Origin of the sequence: Arthrobacter sp. V1I9 (assembly GCF_030817075.1) — a bacterium.
Lineage (GTDB): Bacteria > Actinomycetota > Actinomycetes > Actinomycetales > Micrococcaceae > Arthrobacter.
Genome location: NZ_JAUSYU010000001.1, coordinates 46,235 through 72,831, shown reverse-complemented (window position 1 = coordinate 72,831; position 26,597 = coordinate 46,235). Strand labels below are relative to the sequence as shown.

At 66.2% G+C, this 26,597-nt stretch carries 26 protein-coding genes, 1 tRNA gene, 1 pseudogene and 1 riboswitch; of the genes and pseudogenes, 17 read left to right on the top strand and 11 right to left on the bottom strand.

The features are described from left to right. Genes QFZ70_RS00320 through QFZ70_RS00310 form a run of 3 tightly spaced genes read right to left on the bottom strand, consistent with a single transcriptional unit; the run spans window position 1 to window position 2,977 of the window. On the bottom strand, window positions 1-801 hold the full coding sequence (locus QFZ70_RS00320) for an energy-coupling factor transporter transmembrane protein EcfT (protein WP_307093547.1): 801 nt from the start codon (window positions 799-801) through the stop codon (window positions 1-3). After that, entirely contained in the window at window positions 798-2,354 is a 1,557-nt protein-coding gene (locus QFZ70_RS00315; protein ID WP_307093546.1) for an ABC transporter ATP-binding protein, read from the bottom strand. Before QFZ70_RS00315 ends, QFZ70_RS00320 begins: the two co-directional genes overlap by 4 nt. Beyond that, on the bottom strand, window positions 2,354-2,977 hold the full coding sequence (locus tag QFZ70_RS00310) for an ECF transporter S component (RefSeq protein WP_307093545.1): 624 nt from the start codon (window positions 2,975-2,977) through the stop codon (window positions 2,354-2,356). The genes QFZ70_RS00315 and QFZ70_RS00310 overlap by 1 nt, the downstream gene beginning before the upstream one ends. A gap of 54 nt (window positions 2,978-3,031) precedes the next feature. Continuing rightward, a riboswitch (TPP riboswitch) is annotated at window positions 3,032-3,173 on the bottom strand. 72 nt (window positions 3,174-3,245) lie between these two features. Between QFZ70_RS00310 and QFZ70_RS00305 the strand changes: the two genes are divergently transcribed. From QFZ70_RS00305 to QFZ70_RS00270, 8 genes are all read left to right on the top strand, one after another. Continuing rightward, complete coding sequence (locus QFZ70_RS00305) at window positions 3,246-3,788, top strand: heme-degrading domain-containing protein (RefSeq protein WP_307093544.1); 543 nt, start codon at window positions 3,246-3,248, stop codon at window positions 3,786-3,788. A gap of 88 nt (window positions 3,789-3,876) precedes the next feature. Next, window positions 3,877-4,086 carry a hypothetical protein gene (locus QFZ70_RS00300; protein WP_307093543.1) on the top strand — a complete coding sequence of 70 codons (210 nt, stop codon included), beginning with the start codon at window positions 3,877-3,879 and terminating at the stop codon, window positions 4,084-4,086. Window positions 4,087-4,194: 108 nt separating this feature from the next. Beyond that, complete coding sequence (locus QFZ70_RS00295) at window positions 4,195-4,671, top strand: DUF4383 domain-containing protein (RefSeq protein WP_307093542.1); 477 nt, start codon at window positions 4,195-4,197, stop codon at window positions 4,669-4,671. Between the two features lie 61 nt (window positions 4,672-4,732). Further along, on the top strand, window positions 4,733-5,794 hold the full coding sequence (locus QFZ70_RS00290; RefSeq protein WP_307093541.1) for an iron-containing redox enzyme family protein: 1,062 nt from the start codon (window positions 4,733-4,735) through the stop codon (window positions 5,792-5,794). Continuing rightward, window positions 5,791-6,840 (top strand): glycosyltransferase family 2 protein, encoded by a 1,050-nt coding sequence (locus QFZ70_RS00285; protein ID WP_307093540.1) that lies wholly within the window; start codon window positions 5,791-5,793, stop codon window positions 6,838-6,840. Before QFZ70_RS00290 ends, QFZ70_RS00285 begins: the two co-directional genes overlap by 4 nt. Continuing rightward, entirely contained in the window at window positions 6,837-7,052 is a 216-nt protein-coding gene (locus QFZ70_RS00280) for a CDGSH iron-sulfur domain-containing protein (protein WP_307093539.1), read from the top strand. Before QFZ70_RS00285 ends, QFZ70_RS00280 begins: the two co-directional genes overlap by 4 nt. A gap of 109 nt (window positions 7,053-7,161) precedes the next feature. Then, complete coding sequence (locus tag QFZ70_RS00275; protein ID WP_307093538.1) at window positions 7,162-9,318, top strand: hypothetical protein; 2,157 nt, start codon at window positions 7,162-7,164, stop codon at window positions 9,316-9,318. A 134-nt stretch (window positions 9,319-9,452) separates the two neighbouring features. Continuing rightward, window positions 9,453-9,716 carry a DUF4235 domain-containing protein gene (locus tag QFZ70_RS00270; protein WP_307093537.1) on the top strand — a complete coding sequence of 88 codons (264 nt, stop codon included), beginning with the start codon at window positions 9,453-9,455 and terminating at the stop codon, window positions 9,714-9,716. Between the two features lie 21 nt (window positions 9,717-9,737). Here QFZ70_RS00270 and mnhG read toward each other — a convergent pair whose 3' ends face one another. The 6 genes and pseudogenes from mnhG to QFZ70_RS00240 form a co-directional block, all read right to left on the bottom strand. Beyond that, entirely contained in the window at window positions 9,738-10,148 is a 411-nt protein-coding gene (gene mnhG / locus QFZ70_RS00265) for a monovalent cation/H(+) antiporter subunit G (RefSeq protein WP_307093536.1), read from the bottom strand. Further along, complete coding sequence (locus QFZ70_RS00260; protein ID WP_307093535.1) at window positions 10,138-10,416, bottom strand: monovalent cation/H+ antiporter complex subunit F; 279 nt, start codon at window positions 10,414-10,416, stop codon at window positions 10,138-10,140. Before QFZ70_RS00260 ends, mnhG begins: the two co-directional genes overlap by 11 nt. Then, window positions 10,413-10,958 (bottom strand): Na+/H+ antiporter subunit E, encoded by a 546-nt coding sequence (locus QFZ70_RS00255; protein WP_307093534.1) that lies wholly within the window; start codon window positions 10,956-10,958, stop codon window positions 10,413-10,415. The genes QFZ70_RS00260 and QFZ70_RS00255 overlap by 4 nt, the downstream gene beginning before the upstream one ends. After that, window positions 10,955-12,559 carry a Na+/H+ antiporter subunit D gene (locus QFZ70_RS00250; protein WP_307093533.1) on the bottom strand — a complete coding sequence of 535 codons (1,605 nt, stop codon included), beginning with the start codon at window positions 12,557-12,559 and terminating at the stop codon, window positions 10,955-10,957. The genes QFZ70_RS00255 and QFZ70_RS00250 overlap by 4 nt, the downstream gene beginning before the upstream one ends. Further along, window positions 12,556-13,078 (bottom strand): annotated as a pseudogene (locus QFZ70_RS00245) (Na(+)/H(+) antiporter subunit C). The gene QFZ70_RS00250 and the pseudogene QFZ70_RS00245 overlap by 4 nt, the downstream one beginning before the upstream one ends. After that, on the bottom strand, window positions 13,075-16,098 hold the full coding sequence (locus QFZ70_RS00240; RefSeq protein WP_307093532.1) for a Na+/H+ antiporter subunit A: 3,024 nt from the start codon (window positions 16,096-16,098) through the stop codon (window positions 13,075-13,077). Before QFZ70_RS00240 ends, QFZ70_RS00245 begins: the two are co-directional and overlap by 4 nt. A gap of 195 nt (window positions 16,099-16,293) precedes the next feature. Between QFZ70_RS00240 and QFZ70_RS00235 the strand changes: the two genes are divergently transcribed. The 7 genes from QFZ70_RS00235 to QFZ70_RS00205 all read left to right on the top strand — a co-directional run bounded on the left by QFZ70_RS00235 (window position 16,294) and on the right by QFZ70_RS00205 (window position 23,334). Further along, window positions 16,294-17,697 carry an MFS transporter gene (locus QFZ70_RS00235; protein WP_307093531.1) on the top strand — a complete coding sequence of 468 codons (1,404 nt, stop codon included), beginning with the start codon at window positions 16,294-16,296 and terminating at the stop codon, window positions 17,695-17,697. A 110-nt stretch (window positions 17,698-17,807) separates the two neighbouring features. Next, complete coding sequence (locus QFZ70_RS00230) at window positions 17,808-18,908, top strand: Gfo/Idh/MocA family protein (RefSeq protein ID WP_307093530.1); 1,101 nt, start codon at window positions 17,808-17,810, stop codon at window positions 18,906-18,908. Then, entirely contained in the window at window positions 18,905-19,873 is a 969-nt protein-coding gene (locus QFZ70_RS00225) for a PmoA family protein (RefSeq protein WP_307093529.1), read from the top strand. Before QFZ70_RS00230 ends, QFZ70_RS00225 begins: the two co-directional genes overlap by 4 nt. Before the next feature lie 53 nt (window positions 19,874-19,926). After that, window positions 19,927-20,613: a cupin domain-containing protein gene (locus QFZ70_RS00220; protein ID WP_307093528.1), complete on the top strand. Its 687-nt coding sequence runs from the start codon at window positions 19,927-19,929 to the stop codon at window positions 20,611-20,613. Continuing rightward, window positions 20,610-21,668, top strand: coding sequence for a LacI family DNA-binding transcriptional regulator (locus tag QFZ70_RS00215; protein ID WP_307093527.1), 1,059 nt, complete (start codon window positions 20,610-20,612; stop codon window positions 21,666-21,668). The genes QFZ70_RS00220 and QFZ70_RS00215 overlap by 4 nt, the downstream gene beginning before the upstream one ends. Then, window positions 21,665-22,147: a cation:proton antiporter regulatory subunit gene (locus tag QFZ70_RS00210; protein ID WP_307093526.1), complete on the top strand. Its 483-nt coding sequence runs from the start codon at window positions 21,665-21,667 to the stop codon at window positions 22,145-22,147. The genes QFZ70_RS00215 and QFZ70_RS00210 overlap by 4 nt, the downstream gene beginning before the upstream one ends. A gap of 5 nt (window positions 22,148-22,152) precedes the next feature. After that, window positions 22,153-23,334, top strand: coding sequence for a cation:proton antiporter (locus QFZ70_RS00205; RefSeq protein WP_307093525.1), 1,182 nt, complete (start codon window positions 22,153-22,155; stop codon window positions 23,332-23,334). Window positions 23,335-23,354: 20 nt separating this feature from the next. Here the strand turns inward: QFZ70_RS00205 and dcd are convergent, their stop codons facing one another. Further along, complete coding sequence (gene dcd, locus QFZ70_RS00200) at window positions 23,355-23,930, bottom strand: dCTP deaminase (protein ID WP_307093524.1); 576 nt, start codon at window positions 23,928-23,930, stop codon at window positions 23,355-23,357. A gap of 133 nt (window positions 23,931-24,063) precedes the next feature. Between dcd and QFZ70_RS00195 the strand changes: the two genes are divergently transcribed. Beyond that, the gene (locus QFZ70_RS00195) at window positions 24,064-25,809 is read left to right on the top strand and encodes a CAP domain-containing protein (protein ID WP_307093523.1); all 1,746 of its coding nucleotides are present in this window, start codon (window positions 24,064-24,066) and stop codon (window positions 25,807-25,809) included. 4 nt (window positions 25,810-25,813) lie between these two features. Here QFZ70_RS00195 and QFZ70_RS00190 read toward each other — a convergent pair whose 3' ends face one another. After that, window positions 25,814-26,275 carry an SRPBCC family protein gene (locus QFZ70_RS00190; protein WP_307093522.1) on the bottom strand — a complete coding sequence of 154 codons (462 nt, stop codon included), beginning with the start codon at window positions 26,273-26,275 and terminating at the stop codon, window positions 25,814-25,816. Between the two features lie 234 nt (window positions 26,276-26,509). Between QFZ70_RS00190 and QFZ70_RS00185 the strand changes: the two genes are divergently transcribed. Continuing rightward, window positions 26,510-26,583, top strand: a tRNA-Gly gene (locus tag QFZ70_RS00185). Window positions 26,584-26,597: the final 14 nt, after the last annotated feature.

Below are 26,597 nucleotides of genomic sequence, written 5' to 3'. Positions count from 1 at the left end.
TCAGCTCCCCAGCCACACCATGTTCCACGTGCCTGCCCAGATTGCCGCAGCAAAGGCTGCACCCGCCATCAGCACGCCACCACTAAGAACCCACGCGTCCAATCCGCTGTACGTGGATTCCCGCGCCCATGTCCGCTTTCCGCCGCCGAAACCCCGCGCCTCCATGGTGACGGCCAGTCTTGAAGCACGCCGGATGGCTTGAACCAGGAGCCCGAAGCTCTGCCCCAGCGTTGCCTTCAGCCGCTGCAGGGCACTGCCGCGGGAACCAACGCCGCGGGCACGGCGGGCCATCCCAATGGTCTGCCACTCCTCCGCCATCAGCCCCACCAGGCGCATGGCGGCCAAGGTTCCCAGCACAAACCGGTGCGGAAGGCGCGCCTTTTGCGCCAGCGCGTCGGCAAGGTCAGTGGGATCGGTGCAGCTCATCAGCAGCACCGCCGGGAGCGCAATTGCCAGGCCACGAAGCATAAACCCGACCCCCAGTTCCAGCGAGCCTTCGCTCATGGTCCAGATGCCGACGTCGATCAGCGTCTTTCCGCTGTCCGCCGCCAGGATGGAGGTGCTCCAGCCGCCGACGGCCGCGGCGAGGATCAGCGGCCACCCCCGCTGCCACAGCAGCGTCAGGGTGAGCCCCGCCAACGTGAACAGCAGGAACTCAAAGGCCAGCGCCACGGAGGCGGACACCCAGTCGATGGACAGCGCCAGCACGGCCGTGATCAGGAAGACGGCGGCGAACTTGCTTAACGGGTTCGCTCGGGTCAGCAGGGCGTGGTTGCCGCGCAGGTTCAGCTCCTGCCTCATGGCGCCACCGCCGCTGCCAGGCGCAGTTCCGTTCCGCCCAGCGCGGCCGTAAATTCGGCGTCATGCGTCACGGACACCACGGCGGTGCCGGCGTCCAGGAGTTCGGACAGGAACGATGCCAGCTCCGCCCAGGTGTTGGCGTCCTGCCCGAAGGTGGGTTCATCCAGGACCAGGACCTGGGGATGCGCGGCCAGGACTGTAGCCACCGAGAGCCGCCTCTTTTCGCCGCCCGAGAGCGTATACGGATTTGCGTCAACGAGTTCGGTGAGCCGGAGCCGCTCCAGCAGTTCATCCACCCGGTCCTCGCCGTGCCCAAGATGCCGCGGGCCAAAGCGCAGTTCGTCCAGCACGTTCCCGGTGACAAACTGGTGCTCGGGTTCCTGGAACACCGTGCCCACGCGCTCGATCAGCTGCTCCGCCTTCCATTTAAACGGGTCAATGCCCGCACCGCGACTTAGCGCCAGGGTGGCGGAAACCTTGCCGTCGACAGGCTGCAGCAGCCCTGCGAGGGTCAGTGCGAACGTGGATTTCCCTGCGCCGTTGGGCCCGGTAATGGCCAGGGCCTGCCCTGCCCGGACCTGCGCGGAAATGCCCTGTTGCACCGGCACGGGCGCAAGTTTGCGAAAACCCTTGCGGCGGGCACGTTCCCGCGATACGGCAAGTTCCTCGGCGGCAAGCAGCAGGTCCCCGTTGCCGGGAGCAGGATCCGCCGCACGCAGACGCGTAGCCGGAACGTGGCCAGGCACCCAAACCCCGGCCGCCATAAGCATGCTCCGGGCTTCCCTGAGAACCTGGTCCGGCGGCCCATCCAGCAGCACGGCAGGATCCGTCAAAGAGCCGGGCTGCAGCACCACGATCCGGTCCACCAGGTCCTTCCAGACAGACACGCGGTGCTCCACCACCACCAGCGTTGCCCCGGTTTTGTCGAGGCAACGGCCAACGGCGTCACGCACCTCCACCACCCCGGCGGGATCCAGGTTGGCCGTCGGCTCGTCGAGGAGGAGCAGCCCCGGCCGCATGGCAAGGATGCCCGCGAGCGCCAGCCGCTGTTTCTGCCCGCCGGACAGGGCCGACGTCGGGTGGTCCAGCGGCAGGTGGGAGAGCCCGACGTCGTCCAGCGCCTCATGCACGCGGGCCCAGATGTCGGCGCGGGGCACGGCGAGGTTCTCGGCGCCGAAGGCGACATCGTCACCTACCCGCGAGAGGACCACCTGCGTCTCCGGGTCCTGCTGCATCAGTCCGGCCCTGCCGCGCTGCTCGCGGGGGGAGGCGCCGTCAATCAGCAGCGAACCGGACTCGTCGGAATCCCCGGCCGCGCCGCCGTCATCGGTGTCGTCAGCGTCCCCCAGCACCCCGGCCAAGGCATGGAGGAGGGTGGACTTGCCTGCCCCGGACGGGCCCAGCAGGAGCACGCGCTCCCCCGGCCGGATGTCCAGGTCAAGGGCACGGACAGCGGGCCTGGACCGCCCGGCATGCCGCCAGCCCCAGCCGCGGGCGGTGACGGCAGCCGGCCGCGCCGCCACCGACGCGCCGTGAAGGGAAGGAGCTGTCATCAGGAGAGGACTGGCTCCGTAGCTGCCCTGCGCGACGCGAAGGAGCTCAGGACTCCGGTCTTCGCCAGGCCGCGGGTGGCGATCCAGGACAGCGCGCCTGCGATGACGGCACCGGAGATCGCGGTGAAGACGATGTAGGCAAGCTTGTCCCCGCCGGAATAGGCGATGTTCCAGCCCCAGGGCGCGAAGGAGTCATTCAGGCCGCAGAACAGCCCGGCAGCAGCGCCGGCGAGCAGGGAAACCGGCAGGTTGAACTTCCGGTACACAAAAATCGCGAAGATGATCTCGGCACCCAAACCCTGGACAAACCCGGAGAACAGCACGGAGGCGCCGTACTGCGAGCCCATGAGCAGTTCGCCGGTGGCTGCAACAGTCTCGCAAAAGAGTGCGGCTCCCGGCTTGCGGATGATGAGCATGCCCAGCACCGCGGGGATCATCCACCCGCCGGCCAACAATCCGGTCAGCGGCGGGTATAGGGCGTTCATGGGCGCCGAGACTGCGGCCGCCCCCTGGGACCAGGCCCAGAAAATGACGCCGCCAGCGATGGCGATCAACGCCGCCACCACGATGTCCACGACGCGCCAGGACCTGCTGGTGGTCTTCTTGATTGCTGTAGTTGCCATGCGATCCTCCTGAGGAACAGGAGGGGAAAGTATTGCAACGGCACGCCGCTGCAGTACTTCGAGAACTCGACTCCCTTGCGCCGGTACTAACCGGATCAGGTTCGAGGGTCTGCGGCTGTCCGCACTCTCAGCGCCCACCTGCGGATCCTGGCTTGGCCAGTGATGCCCCGACGGCGGCGCTCCCCTGTCGTTGAATGTTTCTGTTGGTAAATATTTGCCCTGGTGGGCGGGGTCCAGTTTACACCGGAGGAGGGGTAGATTGTGGGCCATGACTGCCAATTCCCCGCATGTGACTGAGTTCGATCCGGATTCCGATGCCACCCAGCCGGAAGGTTCGCTGCAAGTGCTTATCGCCCGGATTGAGGGCGAAATCCGGGAGCTCCAGTTTCCTGGCTTCTCCATGGACGATGCACTGAACCTGGGGCTGCTGCTCGTGGAGTTGGGCAAGGAGGGCCAGTTCCCCATCGCCATTGACATCACCAAGGGCGAGCAGGTCCTGTTCCATGTGGCCCTGACCGGTGCCACCCCGGACAACGAGCACTGGATCCGGGCCAAACAGCGCACCGCCGCCAGGTACGAGGCGCCCTCCCTGCTGGTGGGGCTGCGCGCCCGGCTCGGCGGCGGACGGATTGAGGACCAGGGCTGGTTCGATCAGAGCCGGTACGCCGCGCACGGCGGCTCGTTCCCCGTGTACGTCACTGGCGTGGGCGCGGTGGCTACGGTAACTGTTTCAGGGCTTCCCCAAGTGCAGGACCACAACCTGGTGGTACAGGCCCTGCGCGAGGTCCTCAGCTCCATGCGCACGGACTGACGCGGGGCCTCAACGGGCGCGATGGACCCCCAGGAACGCCCGGAGTACATTCAAAGCGGGTGGCAGGAAGTTCCAAAGGAGGGGCGCCATGCTCGGTAATGCAGCCGACAACCAGGTGCGGGCGGCGGTGGACAAGGCCGCGGAGGAAATGATCTACATCGGCCCGGACCACCCTTACTATCCCCTGCTGGCGGAACTGGTGTCCGCCGTCGGGAATGCCTGGCAGCAGGGGTACGAGCACGGCCGTCGCGGCGGGCACCATCCAAACCCCTATGTGTGGAGCGCCCTGGAGGATTAAGGGCCACCAGCGGCCGCGGAAATTGCGGGCAGCGGCTGATGGCCCCACTTAGCTTATATTAGTAATCATGCTTACTATGTTGTCTCCAAGCTTTTGAGGAGACAGGTCATGACAGTCAGCATCCGCGCCACCGGAGCGAGGACAGGCCTGCAAAAGGCGGCCCTTGCAACGGGTGCCCTCTTCCTGCTGGTGGGTATCCTGGGGTTCATCCCCGGGATCACCAGTAATTACGAATCGCTGGGCATGGCCGGACACGGTTCGGGAGCCCTGCTTATGGGTGTCTTCCAGGTGTCGGTCCTGCACAACATCGTGCACCTGGCCTTCGGGGCGGCCGGACTGCTGTTGGCGAGGACCCACCAACAGGCAAGGAGCTTCCTCATTTACGGGGGCGTCATCTACCTCGTCCTGTGGCTGTACGGCCTCCTGGTGGGCGATGAGACCCCAGCAAACTTTGTCCCCCTCAACGGCGCCGACAACTGGCTGCACCTTGCCCTGGGCCTCGCCATGATCATCCTCGCCATCCTGCTTTCTCCCCGCACCACCCCACGGCGCAGCCGCAAACGTGACCTGAAATCACAGCCTTGACCGAAGCCGCCACCGTCGACGGCGCAGCACCGGCAGCACCGCTGCCGCCCGAAGGAGCATCATGAAGATCCCGCAACCCAGAGGTCCCATCAGTACCGCCCTGTTCAGTGCCCTGGCGGTTACCGCCGGGACCGACGATGCCGCCGCGGGCGTCGAGGAACTGCGCCGGTTGGTCACGGCACAGCTGCAGGCAGCCACCGACATCATCGGGGACGACGACGTCCAGCTGGCACTTTTCTGCCTCTACGAGCTTCACTACTCCGGCCTTGAAGGCGTGGGGGACGAGTGGGAATGGGAGCCGGGCCTCATCCAGGTCCGCCACCTGCTCGAACGGCCATTCGAAGCAGCGCTGCGGGCAGCAGCCCAATCAGCAGCCGGGGAGCTGGACCTGCCGCCTGCGGCGGAGATGACCAGTGACGCCGTCGCCGACGTCCTGTTCGGCCTTGCCGCCACCGACACCGGACCCAGCGTGTCCCGCTATGTGTCCAAAAAGGCGACCCTGGAGCAGCTCAAGGAGTTCCTGGTCCACAAGTCGGTCTACCAGCTCAAGGAAGCGGACCCGCACACCTGGGCCATCCCCCGGCTCACTGGCAGGCCGAAGGCCGCACTGGTGGAGATCCAGGCCGACGAGTACGGCGGAGGGCGCCCGGAACGCATGCACAGTGCGCTCTTTGCCCGCACCATGCGGGGCCTGGGAATGGACGACCACTACGGCGCTTACCTCGACGCAGTCCCGGCCGTGTCCCTTGCAGCGGTGAACATGATGTCCCTGTTCGGGCTCAACCGGCGGCTCCGCGGAGCCATCACCGGACACCTTGCCATCTACGAGATGACCTCCTCACAGCCCAACCGCCTGTACGGCAACGGTTTCCGCCGGCACGGCTTCGAGGCCGAGGTGACGCATTACTTCGACGAGCACGTGGAAGCCGACGCGGTCCACGAGCAGATCGCCGGCCGCGACCTCGCCGGAGGTCTTGTGGAGGCGGAACCCGAACTGCTGGGGGACGTCCTTTTCGGGGCGACGGCTGTGATGGCGATCGACGGCAGGCTTTCGGCACACCTTTTAGCCTGCTGGGAAAACGGCGAGACCTCGCTGAGGGCGGCAGTGCCGGCAGCAGCGTGAGCACTACAGCCATCAGCCAGTCTGCCGAGTACATCCTGCCGCTGCGCTGGACCGGGGATTCGGACCTTCCGGACCTGGCGGCCTACCTCGGGCGCCTCTCCGGGTGGATACCCGTCACCGTGGTGGACGGCTCCGCCCCGGAGCTGTTCGAGCGGCATCGGGCCGCCTTCCCGCCTGCCATCCGCCACATCCGTCCGGAGCAGGGCGGCAACGGCGGCAACGGCAAGGTGGCCGGTGTGATGACCGGCGTCCGGGCGGCCGGGGCGGAGCTGCTGGTGATAGCGGACGACGACGTGCGCTACACGCGCGAATCGCTTGCCGCCGTCGTCAACCACCTTGAGTCGGCGGATGTTGTGCGGCCGCAGAACTACTTCGACCCCCTGCCATGGCACGCCTGGTGGGACACGTCCAGGACTCTGATCAACCGGGCCTGGTCCGCAGACTTCCCGGGCACGCTGGCCGTGCGCCGGAGCGCGCTGCTGGCCACCGGCGGCTACGATCCGGTCCTCTTCGAGAACCTCGAGCTGATCCGGACCGTCAGGGCTGCCGGCGGCCGGGAAAAGATCCTGCCGGACCTGTTCGTTGCCCGCAAGCCGCCCGGGCCGCGCCACTTCCTCAAGCAGCGCACCCGCCAGGCCTACGACGACTTCGCCCAGCCACTCCGCCTCGCCGCGGAACTTGTCCTGCTTCCGGTGATTGCCGCAGCAGCCGGCCTTCCCGCGAGGCACCGCGGTAAAGCCTTCCTTGCACTGGCGGCGGCACCGGTCATTATTGCCGGAATCGGGCGGCGGGGGCACAACGGGACAACGGTCTTCCCTTTCCGGGCAGTGTGGTGCGCCCCGCTGTGGGTTCTGGAGCGGGCGGTCTGCATCTGGATCGCCCTTGCCTACCGCCTGGGCGGGGGTGTCCCCTACGCCGGGACCCGGCTCAAGACTGCAGCCCACTCGGAAGCCGAACTTCGGCGCCGGCATTCCGGAAAACTGGCCGCCATGTACGAACCGGACCCACAGACTTCCGCCCGCAACCCCCACCAGGAGCAGTCATGAACCAGGAACCCGCCGAAAGCTCAATCGTGGTGTGCCCCGACGGGCCGCTGATTGTCCGTGGCGACTTTGAAATCGTGACGCCCTCCGGGGACCCGGTCCCCCGCCAGCGCCAGACCGTGGCGCTGTGCCGCTGCGGCGCATCGGCCATCAAGCCCTACTGCGACGGCACGCACAAAATGATTAAGTTCCGGACGGAACCACCGGCGGACTGATAAGGCCCGTGGCGAGGATCAATGTAAGTCCCGCTGTTGACAGCCTGGAGCTGGTCCAGAAGGATGGAAGACGTCCAGAAAACGCTTTCTCAGCGGGAGGGCGTCCGTCTTGCACAGCCAGCACAGCGCCATCGACCGGGAGTCGCTGGTCCGCCGCCACAACGTAGAGCAACAAAGCCTTGACCCGCGCAGTCCCGTCTCAGTAGGCAACGGGGAGTTCTGCTTCACCGTGGACCTCAGCGGCCTGCAAACCTTCCCGGCGGCGTACCCGGTGGGCGCCCGAAGCGAACTGCCACCGGGCACGCTGCTGGGCACGCAGTCCCAGTGGGGCTGGCACTGCGTCCCGCCGGACGGGGACTACCGGCTGGAGGATTCCAGCATCCTCTACGACTCGCCGCGGGGACCGGTGCCGTACGTGGACATGGCAGGCGGCATGGTGGACGGAGAGGAAACCCGGACGTCCCCCTCGGAGGCCTGGCTGCGAGCCAACCCGCACCGCCTCGACCTGGGCAGGATCGGATTCACCCTTTCCGGCAGCAATGCAGGCCCTTTGGATGTTGCAGACATTTCAGCCCCCTGCCAGGCACTCGACCTCTGGACCGGCACGGTCACCAGCAGCTTCACCCTCCGTGGTCATCCCGTGAGCGTGACGACGGCGTGCCATCCGGACCGGGACGAACTGGGGATACGTGTGGAGTCCTCCGCGGTCCGCCAGGGCCTGGGCGTCTCCTTTGCTTTCCCCTACGGCTCGAATGCCTGGCATGACGCCGCCGACTGGTCCCACCCTGAAGCCCACACCACCGCGATCGAAGAGTTGCCCGGGGACGGACCCTGCCGGCGCTGGCTGATACACCGGGAGCTGGACGCATCCGGCTACCAGGTGGCGGTCACAGGGGCCGGGGTGGAACTCAGGTCCACGGGTCCGCACGAGCTTGTGCTGCACGCCGCAGGCGGACAGGACGTCCTGGACGTCGCAGTCCATTTCATCAGCACCGGTCAAGGTGACTGCCTGCTTCGTGGCAGCGCTGGAATCGGCAAGGGCGGGTCCGGAACCGCCACGCCGGGCACCGCCGTGGCGGAGGCATCCCGGGCCTGCTGGCCGGACTTCTGGAAGTCAGGAGGCGCCGTCGAACTCGCAGGCACTGATGATCCCCGGGCAGCGGAACTGGAACGCAGGATAGTTCTCTCCCAGTACCTCACGGCCATCAACTGCTCGGGTTCCCTGCCACCGCAGGAGACCGGGCTGGTGTGCAACTCCTGGCGCGGCCGCTTCCACCTGGAAATGCACTGGTGGCACGCAGCCCACTTCGCGCACTGGAACCGCACCCCGCTGCTGCTCCCGGCGCTGCGCTGGTACGGCTCCATCCTGGAGCGGGCGCGTCAAACAGCCAAAAGCCAAGGGTTCGACGGCGTCCGCTGGCCCAAGCAGGTGGGGCCGGACGGGCGGGAGAGCCCAAGCACCATCGGCACCTTCCTGATCTGGCAGCAGCCGCACCCGATTCACCTTGCGGAACTGGCTTACCGGGCCGAGCCGTCAAGGGAACTGCTCGAGGAGTTCGCCGGGATCGTGTTTGAAACAGCGGAGTTTATGGCCAGCTTCGCGCACCCCACGGCACGGGGGTTCGAACTCGGCCCGCCCCTGGTCCCGGCGCAGGAAAGCTACGAGGCAATGAGGGGCGCTGTCACCAACCCCACTTTCGAACTCGCCTACTGGCAATGGGCCCTGCGCATTGCCAGTACCTGGCGGGAACGCCTTGGCCTGGAACCGCGGGAGCATTGGCAGGCGGTGGCGGACGGCATGGTCCGGCCAAAGGTCATCGACGGCACCTACGCCGCAAGCGACGTCGAGCCTTTCACCATCCGCGCCGACCACCCGTCCATGCTCTGCGCACTCGGCGTCCTGCCGCTGACCGACCTCATCGATCCGGAAATCATGCGGGCCACCTTAGCCGGAGTCTTCACGGACTGGGACTGGGACAGCACCTGGGGCTGGGACTACCCGGTGATGGCCATGACCGCGGCGCGGCTCGAAGATCCGGAAGCCGCCGTCGACGCCCTACTGCTGGACGCCGCCAAGAACACCGTGCTGCCGAACGGGCATAACCGGCAAACCGGTTCCCTGCCCCTGTATCTGCCGGGCAACGGCGGGCTGTTGGCCGCCGTCGCCCTGATGGCTGCCGGCTGGGACGGCGGACCGGACCGGCACGCCCCGGGCTTCCCGCCGCACTGGATTGTGGCTTGGGAAGGCCTGGTAAAGGCCCCTTAGCGGCGCTGCCTGGTCCTCCGGACTGCTCGCTGCCGCTGGGCCGGGCGTGCATGGCTGGCGGGCCTGTGCTCTTGAACGGCAGAGGGCAGTTAGGCTGGGTACAGCCTGTTTTCCGCCCGCAAGGAGTACTAAGAATGAATTTCTTCATCAAGCTGCTCGGCACCGGTGTGAGCCTCGGCGCCGGCTTCGTCGGGACCAAGCTGGTTAACACCATCTGGGAAAAAACCACCGGACGGAAGCCGCCTACCGGCAAGGACGAGGACATTCCCACGAGCCTTCAGTCGGCGCTGACGTTCGCGCTGATTTCGGCCTCGGTAAGCACCATCATCCAGGTCCTGGCCAACCGCGGCACGCAGCGGGCCATCACCCGGTTCGCGAAGAGCCAGGACATCGTCTGACCAGACGGGACCGTTCAGCAGTTACTTTGCAGGGCCGTCGCCGGAATCGTCCTCACGGGCGGTTTTGGCGGCGGCTTTTTGCACTACTGCTTCCAGTTCGTCGGAGGTCAGCAGCTCGCGGTGCAGGTGCTTTGTGCGGTAACCCGCCCGGCCAACCATGTGGGCGGACACCGGCACCGTCAGAAGCTGGAAGATCCAGGCGACCACCAGGACGGGCCACGCCCACCAGGTCCGCATCTGCAGACCGATGGCCGCCAGCAGCAGGAACAGTCCCAGTACCTGCGGCTTGGTGGCGGCGTGCATGCGGCTCAGGAGGTCCGGGAAGCGGAGCAGGCCGATCGCGGCCCCCAGGGACATCACGGCACCCACCACCATAAACACGGCGGACACCAGGTCGATCCAGAAGTCTATAGCGGCAGCGTCAGGACTCACCCGGCACCTCCCTTCGGTCGGCCACGAACCGGGCAACCGTCACGGACCCCAGGAAGCCGATGATGGAGATGGCCACCACCAGCATCAGGTTGTTCAGGTGCCGGTTCACGGCCATGTCCACGCACAGGGCGCCGCCGAGGATGGCCAGCAGGACGTCCGCTGCGAGCACGCGGTCCAGCAGCGAGGGCCCGCGGGCGATCCTGATGATGGCGCCGGCTGCGGCGAGCGAGAAAATGACGGCCGTGAGGATCAGGACTGTCTGCATCATGCGGCGGCCTCCAGCCGGACGGCGTCGAGTTCTTCCTTGGTGCCCATGATCCTGATCAGTCCGGCTTCGATGGAACGCACCTCTTTCTTCAGGTCTTCAACGTCCGCAGCGGAGCTGATGTTCAGCGCATGCAGGTAGAGGGTTGACGTGGACCTGTCCACCTCGACCACCAGGGAGCCCGGGATCAGGGAAATCACGTGCCCCGTTGCCGTGACCAGCAGGTCCTGGTGGCTCCGCAGCGTCACGGCCACCACTGCGTTTTTCACCCTGGGCCCGCGCACCACGGCCAGGTACAGGATCTGGGCGCTGGCAACCACCACCTTGGCCAGGAACACGAGCGCGAACGGTACGGCGTAGAGAATATTGAAACGGCCGCTGAGTTCCACCGGCGGGAGATAGAACAACCTGGCAACGGCAACGGCCAGCAGTGCACCGAACAGGAGATTTCCGGGGCTGAAGTCCTGCCACAGGGCTCCCCAGACAATGACCAGCCACACCAGGAGGGGAAGCTCCTGGCGAAGGGAAATCCGCCGGCGGCTCATTTTCCTCCTCCGGACGTAAGGACCATTGGAACAACGGTGTCCTCGCCCAGGACGGCCTGGATATAGGAGGACCTGTCCAGCATGTCCTCTGCAGCCTGGTCCGAGACCGTAAACAGCGGACCGGCAAAGACTGTAAGCGCGACGCCGAGAACCACCAGCCCCAGCGTGGAACCCACCATGGTGCGCGGCAGGAGGGTTGCCGTGTTCCGCTTGGCGCCCGGGCCGGCCACCCCCGCCAGAGTCGGGGCAAGCAGGACGGGATCGGGATGTTCGGCGTCGGCCGGGCTCCGCCAAAAGGCGCGGTTCCAGACCCTGGCGATGGCAAGCAGCGTAAGGAGGCTGGTGAGGACCCCGCCGATCACCAGGGCGTAGGCCAGCGGCGTGCCCAGCTCAATGCCGGCCTGCATCAGTCCCACCTTCCCCAGGAACCCGGAGAACGGCGGGATGCCGGCCAGGTTCATGGCGGGAACGAAGAACAGCAGGGCCAGCAGCGGGGAAAGTTTGGCGAGGCCGCCCAGGCGGTCCACTGACGAGCTGCCGCCACGGCGTTCGATCAGGCCGGTCACCAGGAAGAGGCTGGTCTGGATGGTGATGTGGTGGGCCACGTAGAAGACCGCTGCCCCCAGCCCTGCGGTGGAGGACATTGCCAGGCCGAACACCATGTAGCCGATGTGGCTGACCAGCGTGAACGAGAGCAGACGCTTGATGTCGTTCTGCGCCAGGGCGCCAAGGATTCCCACCACCATGGTCAGCAGCGCGGCCACCATCAGGGGTGTGTTGAGCGTGTCCCCCGGAAAGAGGAGGGTCTCGGTGCGCACCATGGCGTAGACACCCACCTTGGTGAGCAGGCCCGCGAACACGGCGGTGACCGGCGCGGGAGCCGTGGGGTAGGAGTCCGGCAGCCAGAAGGACAGCGGGAAGACAGCGGCCTTGATGCCGAACGCCACCAGCAGCATCACGTGCAGGAGGGTCTTGGTGCCCTGGTCCAGCTCGCCGAGCTTGATCGCGAGATCGGCCATGTTGACGGTCCCGGTGGCTCCGTAAACCATGGCGATGGAGATCAGGAACAGCACGGACGACACCACCGAGACCACCACGTAGGTGACGCCCGCCCGGATCCTCGGCCCGGTTCCGCCGAGCGTCATCAGGACATAGCTTGCCGTCAGCAGGATCTCGAAGCCCACATAGAGGTTGAAGAGGTCACCGGAGAGGAAGGCGTTGGAAACGCCCGCCACCAGGATCAGGTACGTGGGGTGGAAGATCGAGACCGGGGCGTCCTGGTCGCCGTCGGCCATGCCCTGCCCGGTGGCGTACACCAGCACCGCGAGGCTCACTGCCGAGGAGACCACCAGCATCAGGGAGGAGAACTGGTCCACCACCATCACAATGCCCCAGGGCGGCAGCCAGCCTCCGATGGTCACGGCCGCAGTCCCGCCGTCCCACACCGAGGCCAACAGGAAGCATTCGAGCAGGAGCGTGAGGGACAGCAACGCGATGCTCACCGCGCGCTGGGCCCGGGAGTGCCGGATCAGCAGGAAGGTCAGGGCGGCGCCCAGGATGGGAAGTACGACGGCGAGCGGGGCAAAGCTTGCGATGTTCACTGTCCGCCTCCTTCCGGGCCACGGGCCACGTTGTTGGAGCCGGGTTTTTCTTCCGCGGCTGCCCGCTCGGCGGGCATTTCGCGGCCGCCGGCGACGACCGTCGCAACCGGGAATTCAGACGTTTCGGCAGGAATCTCGGCGTCGTCCTCGGCGTCGAAGCTTGGCGTCACCGCCACGCGGAGGTCTTCCACGTCATCCTGGATTTCATCCTGGCGGGCCAGTACCCAGGTGCGGTAGATGATGCCGAGCATAAAGGCCGTGACCGCAAAAGGAAATAACGATGGACGTCAGGATCAGCGCCTGGGGCAACGGATCGTTGTAGTCCTGCGCCGCGATGTCCTTTGAATACAGCGGGGCGAGCCCGGAGTATCCGCCGGTTGCCAGGATCAGCAGGTTGGTGGCATTTGCCAGGAGCATCAATCCCAGGAGCACCCGCGTGAGGCTGCGTTCCAGGATCAGGTAGATTCCGCAGGCGTACAGGGCACCCATCACAATCAGGAGGGTCAGGTTTACGCTCATGCTTGGCCCTTTGCGGTGGTTTCGGAGGACAGGCCTTCCGGCTCGTCATCGGCGTCACTCCCGGCGGGAGCGGCGGACCGCTCTTCAAGGTGCTCATCAATTTCGGCGCCGAGGCTCCGCAGGACGTCCAGCACCAGGCCCACCACCACGATGTACACGCCGATATCGAAGATGGTGGAGGTGACGAACTTGATGTCACCGAACACCGGCAGCCAGAGTTCGATGATGGCTGTCTGGAACACTTGGCCGCCCAGCAGGAGCGGCGCCACACCGGAGGTTGCAGCGACCGCCAGCCCGACGCCCAGGAGGGCGCCCGCGCTCACGGGCGTGGCCTCGCTGAGTTCAAAGCGCCCGCCCGCGAGGTAGCGGATGGTCAGGGCAAGGCCTGCGGTGAGGCCGCCTGCAAACCCTCCGCCCGGAAGGTTATGGCCGGCCAGCAGGAGGTAAAGCGAGAAGATGATCATGGAGTGGAAGATCAGCCGGGTAACCACTTCGAAGATGATGGAGCGGCGTTCCGGCGCGAGGGTCCGCCCTGCCACGATCCAAGCGTCACGTGCTGCCGCAGCAAACTTCCGGCTGACCGCGAGCGCCGCGGCGTCCCGCGTGCTGGGGTTGACGGCGCGGTAGCGGCCAACGGTGCCCGCGGCGACGGTGGCGGAGTTCCTGATCCGGTCGCCGCGGCCGCGGATGAAGATAAGGCTTGCGACACCTGTGGCGGCAAGGGCAAGGACGGTAATTTCGCCGAAGGTGTCCCACGCCCGGATGTCCACCAGGGTCACGTTGACGATGTTCAATCCCCCGCCGCCCTCGTAGGCGAGGCGCGGAAACTCCAGCGAGACGGGGATTGCAGTCCGCGCGCCCATGGCGTAGATCGCGGCGAAAACCATGGTGACGCCGAAGCACAGGCCGATGATGACCCGCACGACCCGGTATTTGCCGCCGGTGCGGTCGCGGAGCTCAGGCGGCAGGCTGCGCAGCGCCAGGACGAAGGCCACCAGGACGATGGTTTCCACCAGCATCTGGGTCAGTGCCAGGTCCGGAGCGCCCTGGAGGGCAAACATCAGGGCGATGCCGTAGCCCGTGACGGAAACCATCAGGACCGCCAGGAACCGCTTGTTGGCCTTGACTGCGGCCAGGGCACCGATCACAATGCCCACGCCCACCACGAGCTGGAGCGGGGAACCGGGATCTACAAGGTAGATGCCGTCCGGCAGTGGCTTGCCCGCCAGCAGGATGGCCGCGAGCGGCAGCACAAAGGCGACGCTGAGGATAACGGCCAGGTAGTAGTAGAGCGAACCGCGCTGCGTACGTCCGGTGACCCACACCGCCACATCGTCCAGCCCGCCAACCGTGTACTGGTAGGCCTTGTCCGCGTCCACCCAGGCCGGCACCAGGGACTGGGCCCTCGAAACGGCGTTGCGGCCCAAGTACATCAACAGACCAAGCGCGAAGGTGAGGGCGGTCAGGCCAAGCGCGGGCGTGAAGCCATGCCACAGCGCGAGATGACCTGCCTGCTCAGCGGGCGTGCCGGCGTCGGGAGCGGACGAGGCAAACAAGGCCGCGTACGGCTGGATCCAGGCATCCACGGGGACCGGCCAGAGGCCGTAGGCAATGGTGAGGAGGCTGAGGATGGCCGGCGCGGCCAGGAACGAGGGGCTGATGGCTTTGAAGGGCGTGCGCTCCACACCCGGCTTGACGGCAAACGCGCCCCACATAAACCGTGCGCTGTACGCGAAGGTGAGGACGGATCCCAGGACCAGCCCGGCCAGAACAACCATTCCCCAGGGGCCTGCGGCGAGGTCATTTGCGTGGTGGACAAAAGCCTCCAGCACCGATTCCTTGGCTACGAAGCCGCCCAGGAAGGGTACGCCTGCCATGGAGGCGGCGCCGATTCCGGCCACGATTCCGAGGGCGCGCGAGGACCGAAAGACCCCCGAGAGCTTTCGGACATCGCGGGTGCCGGACTGGTGGTCGATGATGCCCACCACCAGGAACAGCGTGGCCTTGAACAGGCCGTGGGCCAACAGCATTGCGAGGCCGGCGAGGGCTGCGTCCGGTGTTCCAAGCCCCACCACCATGGTGAGGAAGCCCAGCTGGCTCACCGTACCGTAAGCGAGAATGAGCTTGATGTCGGTCTGCCGCAGCGCGCGGTACCCGCCCACGAGCATGGTCGCCAGGCCGAGGCCCAGCACCACCGGCTGCCAGAAAGACGTCTCGGAGAAGCCCGGGGCCAGCCGCGCAACGAGGTAAATGCCTGCTTTGACCATCGCTGCGGCGTGCAGGTAGGCGCTGACCGGGGTGGGAGCGGCCATGGCTCCCGGAAGCCAGAAATGGAACGGGACCAGCGCCGATTTGGTGATGGCGCCGACCAGAATAAGTACGACGGCGGCGCTCACCATGGTGCCCAAAGGTCCGGCCATGAGTGCGGGCGCCTGCTGGAGGATGTCCGAGATACGGTAGGTGCCTGCCGCGTAGCCAAGCATGATCAGGCCCACCAGCATGGCCAGGCCGCCGGCGGTGGTGACCATCAATGCCTGGAGTGCCGACCGCCGTGCCGCCAGCCTGGTCCGGGCAAACCCGATCAGGAGGTAGGACAGGATGGTGGTGAGTTCCCAGAAAATGAACAGCAGCAGGAGATCGTCCGCCACCACCAGGCCGAACATGGCCCCCGCGAAAGCCAGGAGCTGGGCTCCGAAGGCGCCGAGGTCGTGGTCCTTCCGCTTGAAGTACCGTGCGCAGTAGACGAGGACCAGCGAGCCGACGCCCAGCACCAGCAGGGACATGACCCACGCCAGGGCATCCATGCGGAAGGCGAACTCAAGCTGGAGGCCCGGAATCCAGGGGACCACTTCGGCCACCGCCCCGGGCTCCGAGTAGATGGGGCCGTGCTGGAACAGCAGCCAGAAGAAGGAGGCAGCGGGAACAGCCGCGAGTGCGTAGAAAGCGTTGCGGCCCCAGGCCCTGAAGAGCAACGGAGCCACCACAGCCACCGTAAAGTGCACGGCAAGGACTGTGATCACTGTTTTCTCCGCAACGTCAGGGATTCGATTGTCAAAAGTTAGGGCAGGCGGTCATTCGTAAGGTTCGGGAAGGCCCAGTTTATCAAGGCGCTGCTGCCGCTTCCCCCGTACGTGTTGTATCCTCCGGCCACATTCCCCGCCGTCACGGGATTCGGGTCCGCCGCCTGTTCGCCACGGGCGGATACGATGCATCGTATGAACAGCGCCAGCGCTCCCGGGGCCACGCACCCGTCCTCGGAACTTGAATCCGGGAATCAGGCCACCAGCAAGGGCAGGGTCCTCGCCTGGGCGTCCTGGGACTGGGGATCGGCAGCCTTCAACGCCGTGATGACCACGTTCGTGTTCACCGTGTACCTCACCTCCAACGCCTTTGGCGGGGAAGACCAGGCATCGGCGGTTTTGGGCGGGGCGCTGGCCGTTGCCGGCATCGCCATTGCGCTGCTGGCTCCGGTCACCGGGCAACGTTCGGACGCCGGGGGACGCCGCAAGCTGTGGCTGGGAGTCAACACAGCCGCCGTCGCCATCCTTACTGCGCTGTGCTTCTTTGTGTTTCCCCGGCCCGAGTTCCTCCTGCTCGGGGTGTCCCTGATCGCCCTGGGCAACGTGTTCTTCGAGTTCGCAGGCGTGAACTACAACGCCATGCTGGCCCAGGTCTCAACCCCGCGGAACATCGGGAAGGTCAGCGGACTCGGCTGGGGTGCGGGATACCTGGGCGGCATCGTCGCGCTGCTGATCGTCCTGCAGCTGTTCGTCCAGCCCAGCTTCGCGTGGTTCGGGGCATCCACGGAGGACAGCCTGAACATCCGGCTCGTGGCGGTTTTCTCCGCCCTATGGTTCTTCGTCTTCGCCCTGCCAGTGCTGTTCGCCGTCCCCGAACTGCCCAAGGCCCCGCAAGCCCACAGGCTGGGAATCGTGGCCAGCTACGGGCTGCTGATCCGCCGGATCAAGGCTATCTATGCCACCAGTCCGCACACCATCTACTTCCTGCTGGCGAGCGCGGTCTTCCGCGACGGCCTTGCAGCTGTCTTCACTTTCGGCGGAATCATCGCCGCAGGCACCTTCGGTTTCGAACTGTCCCAGGTCATCTTCTTCGCGATCTTCGGGAATGTGGTGGCTGCCGTGGGCGCTATCATCGGCGGTTTCCTTGACGACAAAATCGGGCCCAAGGCAGTGATCATCGGGGCCCTGGTGGGCCTGCTGATCGCCGGCACCGTCATCCTGGTCCTGGGCAACGGCAATTACGTCTTCTTCGGCATGTCATGGCCCGGCAGCACAACGTTCTGGGTCTTCGGGCTGTTCCTCTGCCTTTTTGTGGGGCCTGCCCAGTCCTCGTCCCGGGCATACCTGGCCCGCCTTGCCCCGCACGGTGAATCGGGCGAACTCTTTGGGCTCTATGCCACCACTGGCAGGGCCGTCAGCTTCCTGGCGCCGGCGCTCTTCACCCTTTGCATCACCCTGGCCACCCCGCTGGTGGCGCCGGGCGAGGCCCAGCGCTGGGGCATCCTGGGAATCATGGTGGTGCTCCTGGCCGGGCTCCTGGTACTGCTGCCGGTGAAGTCACCGGACAAGGCCCCCATCGCGGTGGTTCCCGCAGCCTGACTTTCCGCAGGTATTTTATGCCAGCAGCTGTTGACCTCTCCTGTTATCGATCACATAATATTGATGGTCAGCATTTGAATCCTTTCAAAGACGAACGAGGAGCACCATCCATGGAGCAGGTCCCACACCGCCCGCGCGCCGGCATCATCGGTACGGGCGGCATAGCCCACGCCCATGCAGAAGCCCTCGAACTTTCGGGCGCAGAGCTCGTCGTCGCCGTGGACATTGACGCAGACCGCGCGGCAGCGTTTGCGGCGAAGACGGGCTTCGCCCGTACGGCGCCAAGCCTGGCCGCGGCTGCAGAGGCGGGCCTGGACGTCGTCGCAGTGTGCACGCCGCCGTCGTCGCATGCTTCCCTTGCCCTCGAGGCGCTCTCCCTTGGCCTGAACGTGGTACTGGAAAAGCCTCCGGCGCTCTCACTGCGGCAGATGCGGGAACTGCAGGAGGCGGAGCGCGCATCGGGAAAGCACGTCAGCTGCGTTTTCCAGCACCGCTTCGGCAGCGGCGCCCGGAAGCTGGCGGCCCTGCAGGAGTCCGGAGTCCTGGGCAGTGCACTCACCGGCTTCTGCAACACCCTCTGGTTCCGCACCCAGGAGTATTTCGATGTTCCGTGGCGCGGCCTGTGGGACGTTGAAGGCGGCGGTCCCACCATGGGCCACGGCATCCACCAGTTCGACCTGCTGCTCCACCTCTGGGGCCCGTGGCAGGAAGTCACCGCCTTCGCCGGGAGGCTGGCGCGCCGCACGGAAACCGAGGACGTCTCCACCGCAATCGTGCGTTTCGAGTCCGGCGCCCTGAGTACCGTGATCAATTCGGTCATTTCGCCGCGGGAAACCTCCCAGCTCCGGTTCGACTACGAAAACGCCACGGTGGAACTTGAGCATCTCTACGGCTACGACGACTCCCACTGGCGCTTCACCCCGGCACCGGGCCAGGAGCACCTCGCGGGCCTCTGGGCAGACGGATCGGCCGCCGCACCCAGCGGGCATCCTGCCCAGTACGCGGAGATCATCGAAGCCATCAGCTCGGGTGCCGTCCCGCCGGTTACCCTCGCCGAGGCCTACCCCACCATGGAACTCGCCGCCGCGATCTATGCGTCCGCCATCACCGGCAAGACCGTCCGCGGCGGCGAGATCAATGAAGGACACCCGTTCTTCGACCGTGCCGACGGCCGGCTGGAACCCTGGAAACTCGAAAAGAGCAACGCATGAGCACCGCCACCCCCACCTCCTCCGCCACCTCCACCAGCCCCTTCAGCTGGTTCGACGACGGCGCCGCAGTCGCTGTATCCCTCGACGGCGTGCCCGTCCTGACGTACACCTACGCCGCCGACGATCCCCAAGTGGAATCGCCCCGGCCCTACTTCCATCCGGTCCGGACCCGGACCGGCGACCTCGTGAGCGCCTACCGCCCGCATGACCACGTCTGGCACAAGGGGATCGCCTGGTCGCTGCCGCACCTGGGGCCGGACAACTTCTGGGGCGGTCCCAGCTACCGCCGCGGCCACGATTACCAATGGCTGCCCAACAACGGTGCCATGCGGCACGGCGGGGTGCACCAGGCAGCGGACGACGCCGGCACGTTCAGTTTCGCCCATTCGCTGCAGTGGATCACGCAGTCGGGGTCCCTCGTGGTTGAGGAGGAACGGTCCTTCCAGGTAGTGCCGGGCGAAGACACCAGCTACACCCTGGTCTTCGACTCAGCCATGACCAACGTTTCCGGGGCGGACATCCACATCGGCTCGCCCACCACCGAGGGACGGGACAACGCCGGGTACGGCGGGCTGTTCTGGCGCGGACCGCGGTCCTTTGCCGGCGGAGCGATCATTGGACCCGGCGGGGCGACCGGTGAAGAGCTGCGCGGCCAGCGTGCGCCTTGTCTTTCCTTCGTGGGCCAGCACGATGAAACCTGCCGCTTCTCCACCGTTGTAATGGTGGACGACCCCCACAGCGACCGCCCCCAGCCCGAGTGGTTTGCCCGCTCCGAGCCCTTCGCCTGCATGGGTCCGGCGCCATTCTTCAGCCAGGAAGTTTTGTTCGAGGCAGGTTCCACCTTGCGCTACCGGTACGGGGTTGTCATCGCGGACGGCGAATCGGACGCCGCCCGGGCTGAAGCACTGGCCACTGCCGCCCGCGGTGTCCTGACGGGTGGGGCTGCGTCCCGGGCAGGACGATGAAGGGCCCACGCGGCACAATGCCCCAGGCCCCAGGGTTTCCCGGGGGCACTGCCGTGACTGGCCTGCGCGTCTACGACTGGGAGGCTGCCGACGGTCGTTGCGGCGGCTCACCGCACCTGCATACCGTTTCCACGGAGGCCTACCTCGTAACCGCCGGCGCCGGCCAGGTCCACACCATCGCGATGGACGGCACCGCGGAACACGACCTCGCCGCCGGATCGCTGTTGTGGTTCAGTCCAGGCACAGTGCACCGCCTGGTCAATACGGATGGGCTCACGCTCAACGTGATCATGGCCAATGCAGGCCTGCCCGAAGCGGGGGATTCCGTGCTGACCTTCCCACGGCACATCCTGCAGGACCCGGACCTTTATGCGGAGCACGCCGCCCTTCCCTCCGGTTCGGACCAATCAGTTGCTGCTGCTGCACGCCGGCGGCGGGACCTGGCCCTGGAAGGATACGCCGAGCTGCATCAATCGGTCCTTCGCAGCGGACCGGAGGCCCTTGCAGAGTTCCATCGCCTCGCGGCGGCGCTGGTCCGGCCAAAGGTGGAGCGTTGGAAGGAAATCTGGGCGGCAAGTGTCCGCAGCCAGGCGGCTGCAACCGGACAGGCCCTGCAGGAGCTGGAGGACGGCTCGCCCGCCTCCATGGCGGGAGCTGCAGTGTTCCAGGCCCGGCAGCGGGCGGGTGAAGGCTACGGAATGTGCGGGCGCCTGACCACGTGGGATGATTCGAGGCTGTGACGCAAACCCCCGCCGGATCCCGGCAACCCGCGCGCGCCGCCACCATCTATGAGGTGGCCCGGCTCGCCGGTGTTTCGCACCAAACGGTCTCCCGGTACATGGCAGACCGCTCCAAGCTGAGGGCAGCCACCGCCGAGAAGGTGGAGCAGGCCATGGCGGAGCTGAGGTACTCGCCCAACCTCACTGCGCGTTCGCTGCGGACCAAGGCCACACACCGGCTCCTGGCCCTGGTGCCCGGCGCCTCGCCATACTTCCCGTCCCGGATGCTCAACGGCGCCGCCGCCACCGCCCACGCTGCCGGCTACCAGCTCGACGTCGTGGCCCTTGAAGGAACGGGGCCGGAACGGACAGCGGGGCTCCGGCGGATCCTCGACGGCGGCCACTTCGCCGGTGCCCTGTCCTTTGTGCCGATTTCGGGCAGCGACCTCCTGCAGGCACAGGAACGCATCCCCGTGGTGGTTGCCGGGGAGTACGACGACAGGATGCGCGGCCAGGGCCGGATCTCTGACGGTTCCGCAGCTCAGGCCATCGTGGCGCACCTCGCCGGCCTGGGGCACCGGCGGATTGCCCATATCGCCGGTCCGCAGGAGTGGCCTGCTGCGCGCAACCGCCTGGCCGTTTACCGGCAGGCCATCAGCCAGGCAGGCATCGAGGACAGTGGCGTGGCCGACGCTGACTGGAGCTCCGCCTCCGGTTACAAGGCAGCCAGGGGCCTGATGGCCGACACCTCCATCACCGCCATCTTCGCCGCCAACGACCAACTGGCCATCGGCGCCCTGCGCGCGCTGCACGACCTTGGCCTTAGCGTGCCGGCGGACGTCAGCGTGGTGGGGTGGGACGACCACCCGGAGTCCGCCTTCCTGGTGCCCTCGCTGACCACCGTGCAGATGGACCTGGAGGCCCAGGGAAGCAGCACCATGCACCAGCTGCTCGCAGCCCTCGACCCTGATGCCCCGGCTCCCCAGGAGCCCGGCCCCACCGCGATGCGGCTGGTCCTGCGGGAATCCTCAGGGCCCGCCCCAAGTGGGCGGAGGCATACTAGGCTTAAGCCATGAACGTGGATGAGACGGACCTTCCGGGCCTCGGCCGGAGGAAGGATTTTATGACAGCATCCGGCCGCCGTATCGGCGTCGTGGAGCTGCGGGAAGGCCAGACGGAACTTATCGTGTCCACCTGGGATGATCCCGATACCTGCCAGGCCTCAATCCCCTTAACCGGTGACGAAGCTGCAACCCTCGGAAACCTCCTGGGCGGCCAGCACCTGGCCATGAAGCTGACCGAAGAACATAAAAATGTTCCCGGCATCGTCACCCGGCAATTCTCGATCGCACCCGACTCCCCGTTCCAGAACCAGCCCATGGGGAAGGCCTGCATCCGCACCCGCTGCGGCGTTTCGATTGTGGCCATCATGCGCGAAGGCGAAGTACTCCCCTCGCCGGGACCCGACGTCGTCCTTCACACTGGCGATCTGCTGGTGGCTGTCGGCACCCAGGAAGGCCTCGACTCGGCGGCCGATATCCTGCGTAACGGATAAACGCAATGGACCCGCTGGCCCTGACCCTCATCGAACTGGGGGCCGTTGTGTTCTGCCTTGGCCTCTTGGCAAGGCTGGCCGGACGGATCGGAATGTCGCCCATCCCGCTGTATCTCTTAGGCGGGCTCGCCTTCGGGGCCGGCGGGATCGTCAAGCTCGAAGGTATGCACGAGTTTGCACACCTCTCCGGGGAAATCGGCGTTATCCTGCTGCTGCTTATGCTCGGACTGGAATATACCGCCGCCGAGCTTTTTACTGGGCTGCGCCGCTCCTGGCAGGCGGGCGTACTGGACCTCATCCTGAACTTCCTGCCCGGCGCTGCCCTTGCGCTGCTGCTGGGCTGGGGCGGGGTGGGTGCGATGGTGATGGGCGGGGTCACCTACATCTCCTCGTCGGGCATCGCGGCGAAGGTCATCACGGACCTGGGCCGGCTGGGCAACCGCGAAACCCCCGTGGTGCTGTCCATCCTTGTTTTTGAAGACCTGGCGATGGCCGTTTACCTGCCCATCCTCACTGCGGTGCTCGCCGGCGTGAGCTTCCTGGGGGGACTGACCACCGTGGGTGTCGCGCTGGCAGTGGTGAGCCTGGTTCTTATGGTGGCGTTGCGCCACGGCCACCGGGTCTCCAAGGCCGTGCACAGCGAGAACTCCGAGGTGTTCCTGCTGAACGTCCTGGGTGCTGCTCTGCTGGTGGCCGGCCTGGCTTCGGCCATGCAGGTATCCGCGGCGGTGGGGGCCTTTATGCTCGGCATCGCCATCTCGGGCGCCACCGCCCACAACGCCACGCGCATCCTGGAACCGTTGAGGGATTTGTTTGCCGCCATTTTCTTTGTGGCGTTCGGGCTCAACACGGATCCCTCGTCCATTCCTCCGGTGCTCGGCTGGGCGCTGGTGCTCGCCCTGGTCACCGCAGTCACCAAGATGGCTACCGGGATCTGGGCTGCAAAGCGCGTTGGCATTGCACGTCCCGGCCGGTTTCGTGCCGGAGCCACCCTGATAGCCCGCGGCGAATTCTCCATTGTCATCGCCGGGTTGGCCCTGGCCTCAGGGGCGATTCCTGCCGAACTTGCCGCTCTGGCCACTGCCTATGTGCTGATCATGGCCGTTGTGGGTCCGCTCGCCGCACGCTATGTGGAACCCCTGGTGAAGTCCGTCCTGCCGCCCGCGGGAATGGCCGCGAAAGCCTAAACGGCGGTTGCGGCGAAAGCCTAGATCGATGTGCGGTGGAAGTTCAGGTGGCTGCGGCTGGCGGTCGGCCCACGCTGGCCCTGGTAGCGGTTGCCGTACTCGCCCTGCCCATAGGGGTACGCGGCCGCCGACGTGAGCCGGAAGAAGCACAGCTGGCCGATCTTCATGCCTGGCCACAGTTTGATCGGCAGCGTTGCCATGTTCGAGAGTTCCAGGGTGACATGGCCTGAGAAGCCGGGATCGATGAAGCCCGCGGTGGAGTGCGTCAGCAGCCCCAGGCGGCCGAGGGAAGACTTGCCTTCCAGCCGAGCGGCGATGTCGTCCGGGAGTGTGACGGTCTCATAGGTGGACCCGAGGACGAACTCGCCCGGGTGCAGGATAAAGGGCTCGTCCTGCTCCACTTCCACCAGGCGGGTGAGCTCAGGCTGCTCCTCCGCCGGATCGATGTGCGCGTACTTGTGGTTGTCGAACAGACGGAAAAACTTGTCGATCCGGACATCCACCGACGAGGGCTGGACCATCGCAGGATCATACGGTTCCAGGACGATCCGCTGGGAGTCTATTTCGGCACGAATATCGCGGTCAGAGATGAGCACCGTCCCAAATTACCGTATCGGTTATCCACAGCCACATTCTTTCGTTGTTCCTGTGGCCTGGTGGGACTAGTGTTGCCTCAGTGATTCAGGCGCCGGATGGTCTCCCGGATGGCCCAACAGAGCTGGGGATGTTGTGAATAGATTGGTCGCGCCCACGTTTATTGGCGTGCTCTGCGCATTGGCGCTGGTTTCCTCGTCCGTTGGTACAGCCCCCTTGCCGGTCGCTGTGAGCCAGGCCGCGAGCGCGGCAAGCCCGCGCGGCGTCACGCTGGGCCCGGCCAGTGTGAACGACGACGGCGGTGCCTCCTCAAGCGACAGCGCAGTTGCGTCCGGGCTCAACCCCGCCGTGGAACCAGATATACGTCCGGCATCACCGGCGTCACCCGCTGCAACACCGGTATCATCTGCTGCAGCAGCGGGCGCCGGAACGGACCCAGCAGCTGCGATTCCCGCGGCAGAGGCAGTGGCCCCGCCTGCACCAACGCCGGCCGCCCCGGCAGAAGAAGCACACGCCCCCGAGGTTCCGTCGATTCCCCCGCTCTGGGGGCCGGACGGGGAATCGGCCCCCTCGCCCCAGCGCCTTGCAGCCCCCGAGTCTGCTGCTGCCCTGCCCGCGCCGGAGGCCCTGGTTCCGGACAGCAACGCCGCCGCTGTTCTCACAGTGTTCAACAGAATCAATGAATACCGGGCGTCCAAGGGCCTGAATCCGGTGAAGTACCACCCCACGGTGGCAGGGCTGGCGCAGGAATGGTCCAACAGCATTGCCTCACGGGAAGTCATCGAACACCGAGCCAATTTTTGGACTGACCCCCGGGCCATGAGTCCCAACAACGGTGCCGGCGAGGTCATTGCCATCCGCACCGACCGGGACGCTGCACAACTGGTGGAGTGGTGGAAGGGCTCTCCCGGCCACAACGCCATGCTGATTGATCCGCGTTTCAACGTCATGGGCGCCGGAATCTCGTATACCAACAGCCAGTACACCATCTGGGGCGTCGTGAACTTCTTTGGCTACACCACGCTGCCGGCCGGCACGCTCAACTCCCCGGGCGGAGCAGGGTCGGGCGGCGCGTTCCCGCCGCCGGCGCCAACCATGTGCGATGCTTCCGTCAAGCACATGCCGCCCACTTTGGACCTTTCTGCCGCAGCCATCAAGGGGCCAGGCGACCTGGTGACCATCGACTCCGCAGGGCAGTTGCTCTCGCGGGCATCCACCGGTGCGCGCACTTATGCCGCGAGCAAGGTGATCGGGTCAGGGTTCGCAGGTGCCAAGGAAGTCTTCACCACCGACTGGGACCGCGACGGCGCGTACGACGTCCTGACGCAATGGAATGACGGCAAGCTGACCCTGCACCGGGGGATTGCGGCCGGGGGATTCCACGTGCCGGCGACGCTTGGAAGCAGCGGATGGCAGCCCTTGACCCTCGCAGTGGGCGGGTGGTGCGCCAACAACAGGCTCCCCCAGCTTCTGGCCCTTGACGGCGCCGGAAACCTGTACCTGTATCCCAATACTGGCCTGGGAGATCTTTCCGCCCGTGCAACGATCGGCAACATCGGCACCGCCCGGAAGCTGTCCATGGTGGATTACGACGCCGACGGGTTCCAGGACATCCTGGCGGTACGGACGGACGGGTCAGTCCAGCTCCACCGCGGCTGGGGCACCACCTCCCTTCGCGCCGAGGCCAGGGCTACCGTTGCCACGGGCTGGGGCGACGTCACCGGCGTTCGGCCGCTGCGGGACGTCACCTCGCTTAACTCCACCGGAGTGGCGCTGCGCCGGGCGTCTGACGTGGTGCAGTACTGGGACCTGACCGCCGGAAGCCTTGCGTCGCCGTCGAACATTCCCGGCCCGTGGGCGGGGCAGCGGCTGGCCCAGTAGGAGCCTAGATTGCCGGCTGGAGCTCCATGACGTCCTCCAGGCGGTCCAGTTGGGCTACCTCGGAGCTGAGGTTCCGCTGGGCCATCCTGCTCAGGAACCCGAGCCTGTGCAGGAAGGCCAGGCGGCCCTCCGGCCAGACTTCGAGGGCAAAGCGGACGCGGGTCCCCGAAGGTTCGGAGCTGAGGTAGTAACCCCCCACGCGGCGGCCCAGGCCGGAAGTGACCCGGAACTGGATCTCGGCGCCTGGCCTTGCCTCCGTGATCTCCAGATCGGCCGGAATGCTCAGCCCGGAACGCCCTGCCACCATTTTCCTATACACGGCGCCCTTGGTTCCGGCAGAACCTTTGAGCAGTTTGACGCTACGGACCCCGTCACGCCACAGCGGAAGGTTCGTAGCATCAAGCAAGTACAGGTAGACGGCCATGGCATCGCGCTGAATGAGGACCTCATGCTCTGCGAATGCCATCGGGATCTTTCCTGGTTGACGTCTACCGGCCAGCAGCTGCACCCCCCGGCTCTGCAGCTACCCGGAACAGGTTAGCCCGCGCTCCCCCACCCCTACCTAGCCCGAACCCGGTACGTTATTGAAGAGTTATTGGATGACGCTCAGGTGACCGGACACGGCCGGCCCGCCCCTTCGCTTGGGCGGCCAGCTGCCACTTCTGCGCTAAGCTATGTTCTGCCCCTGAAACGGGGTCATGCGGCTGTAGCTCAATGGTAGAGCGCTAGCTTCCCAAGCTTGATACGCGGGTTCGATTCCCGTCAGCCGCTCCAACCTTCGCCTCGCA

Excerpts from the sequence above, each read along its gene's own strand:
- QFZ70_RS00320 (WP_307093547.1), bottom strand. The coding sequence starts at position 801 with ATGAGGCAGGAGCTGAACCTGCGCGGCAACCACGCCCTGCTGACCCGA.
- QFZ70_RS00315 (WP_307093546.1), bottom strand. The coding sequence starts at position 2,354 with ATGACAGCTCCTTCCCTTCACGGCGCGTCGGTGGCGGCGCGGCCGGCT.
- QFZ70_RS00310 (WP_307093545.1), bottom strand. The coding sequence starts at position 2,977 with ATGGCAACTACAGCAATCAAGAAGACCACCAGCAGGTCCTGGCGCGTC.
- QFZ70_RS00305 (WP_307093544.1), top strand. The coding sequence starts at position 3,246 with ATGACTGCCAATTCCCCGCATGTGACTGAGTTCGATCCGGATTCCGAT.
- QFZ70_RS00300 (WP_307093543.1), top strand. The coding sequence starts at position 3,877 with ATGCTCGGTAATGCAGCCGACAACCAGGTGCGGGCGGCGGTGGACAAG.
- QFZ70_RS00295 (WP_307093542.1), top strand. The coding sequence starts at position 4,195 with ATGACAGTCAGCATCCGCGCCACCGGAGCGAGGACAGGCCTGCAAAAG.
- QFZ70_RS00290 (WP_307093541.1), top strand. The coding sequence starts at position 4,733 with ATGAAGATCCCGCAACCCAGAGGTCCCATCAGTACCGCCCTGTTCAGT.
- QFZ70_RS00280 (WP_307093539.1), top strand. The coding sequence starts at position 6,837 with ATGAACCAGGAACCCGCCGAAAGCTCAATCGTGGTGTGCCCCGACGGG.
- QFZ70_RS00270 (WP_307093537.1), top strand. The coding sequence starts at position 9,453 with ATGAATTTCTTCATCAAGCTGCTCGGCACCGGTGTGAGCCTCGGCGCC.
- QFZ70_RS00260 (WP_307093535.1), bottom strand. The coding sequence starts at position 10,416 with ATGATGCAGACAGTCCTGATCCTCACGGCCGTCATTTTCTCGCTCGCC.
- QFZ70_RS00255 (WP_307093534.1), bottom strand. The coding sequence starts at position 10,958 with ATGAGCCGCCGGCGGATTTCCCTTCGCCAGGAGCTTCCCCTCCTGGTG.
- QFZ70_RS00235 (WP_307093531.1), top strand. The coding sequence starts at position 16,294 with ATGAACAGCGCCAGCGCTCCCGGGGCCACGCACCCGTCCTCGGAACTT.
- QFZ70_RS00230 (WP_307093530.1), top strand. The coding sequence starts at position 17,808 with ATGGAGCAGGTCCCACACCGCCCGCGCGCCGGCATCATCGGTACGGGC.
- QFZ70_RS00225 (WP_307093529.1), top strand. The coding sequence starts at position 18,905 with ATGAGCACCGCCACCCCCACCTCCTCCGCCACCTCCACCAGCCCCTTC.
- QFZ70_RS00210 (WP_307093526.1), top strand. The coding sequence starts at position 21,665 with ATGAACGTGGATGAGACGGACCTTCCGGGCCTCGGCCGGAGGAAGGAT.
- QFZ70_RS00205 (WP_307093525.1), top strand. The coding sequence starts at position 22,153 with ATGGACCCGCTGGCCCTGACCCTCATCGAACTGGGGGCCGTTGTGTTC.
- QFZ70_RS00190 (WP_307093522.1), bottom strand. The coding sequence starts at position 26,275 with ATGGCATTCGCAGAGCATGAGGTCCTCATTCAGCGCGATGCCATGGCC.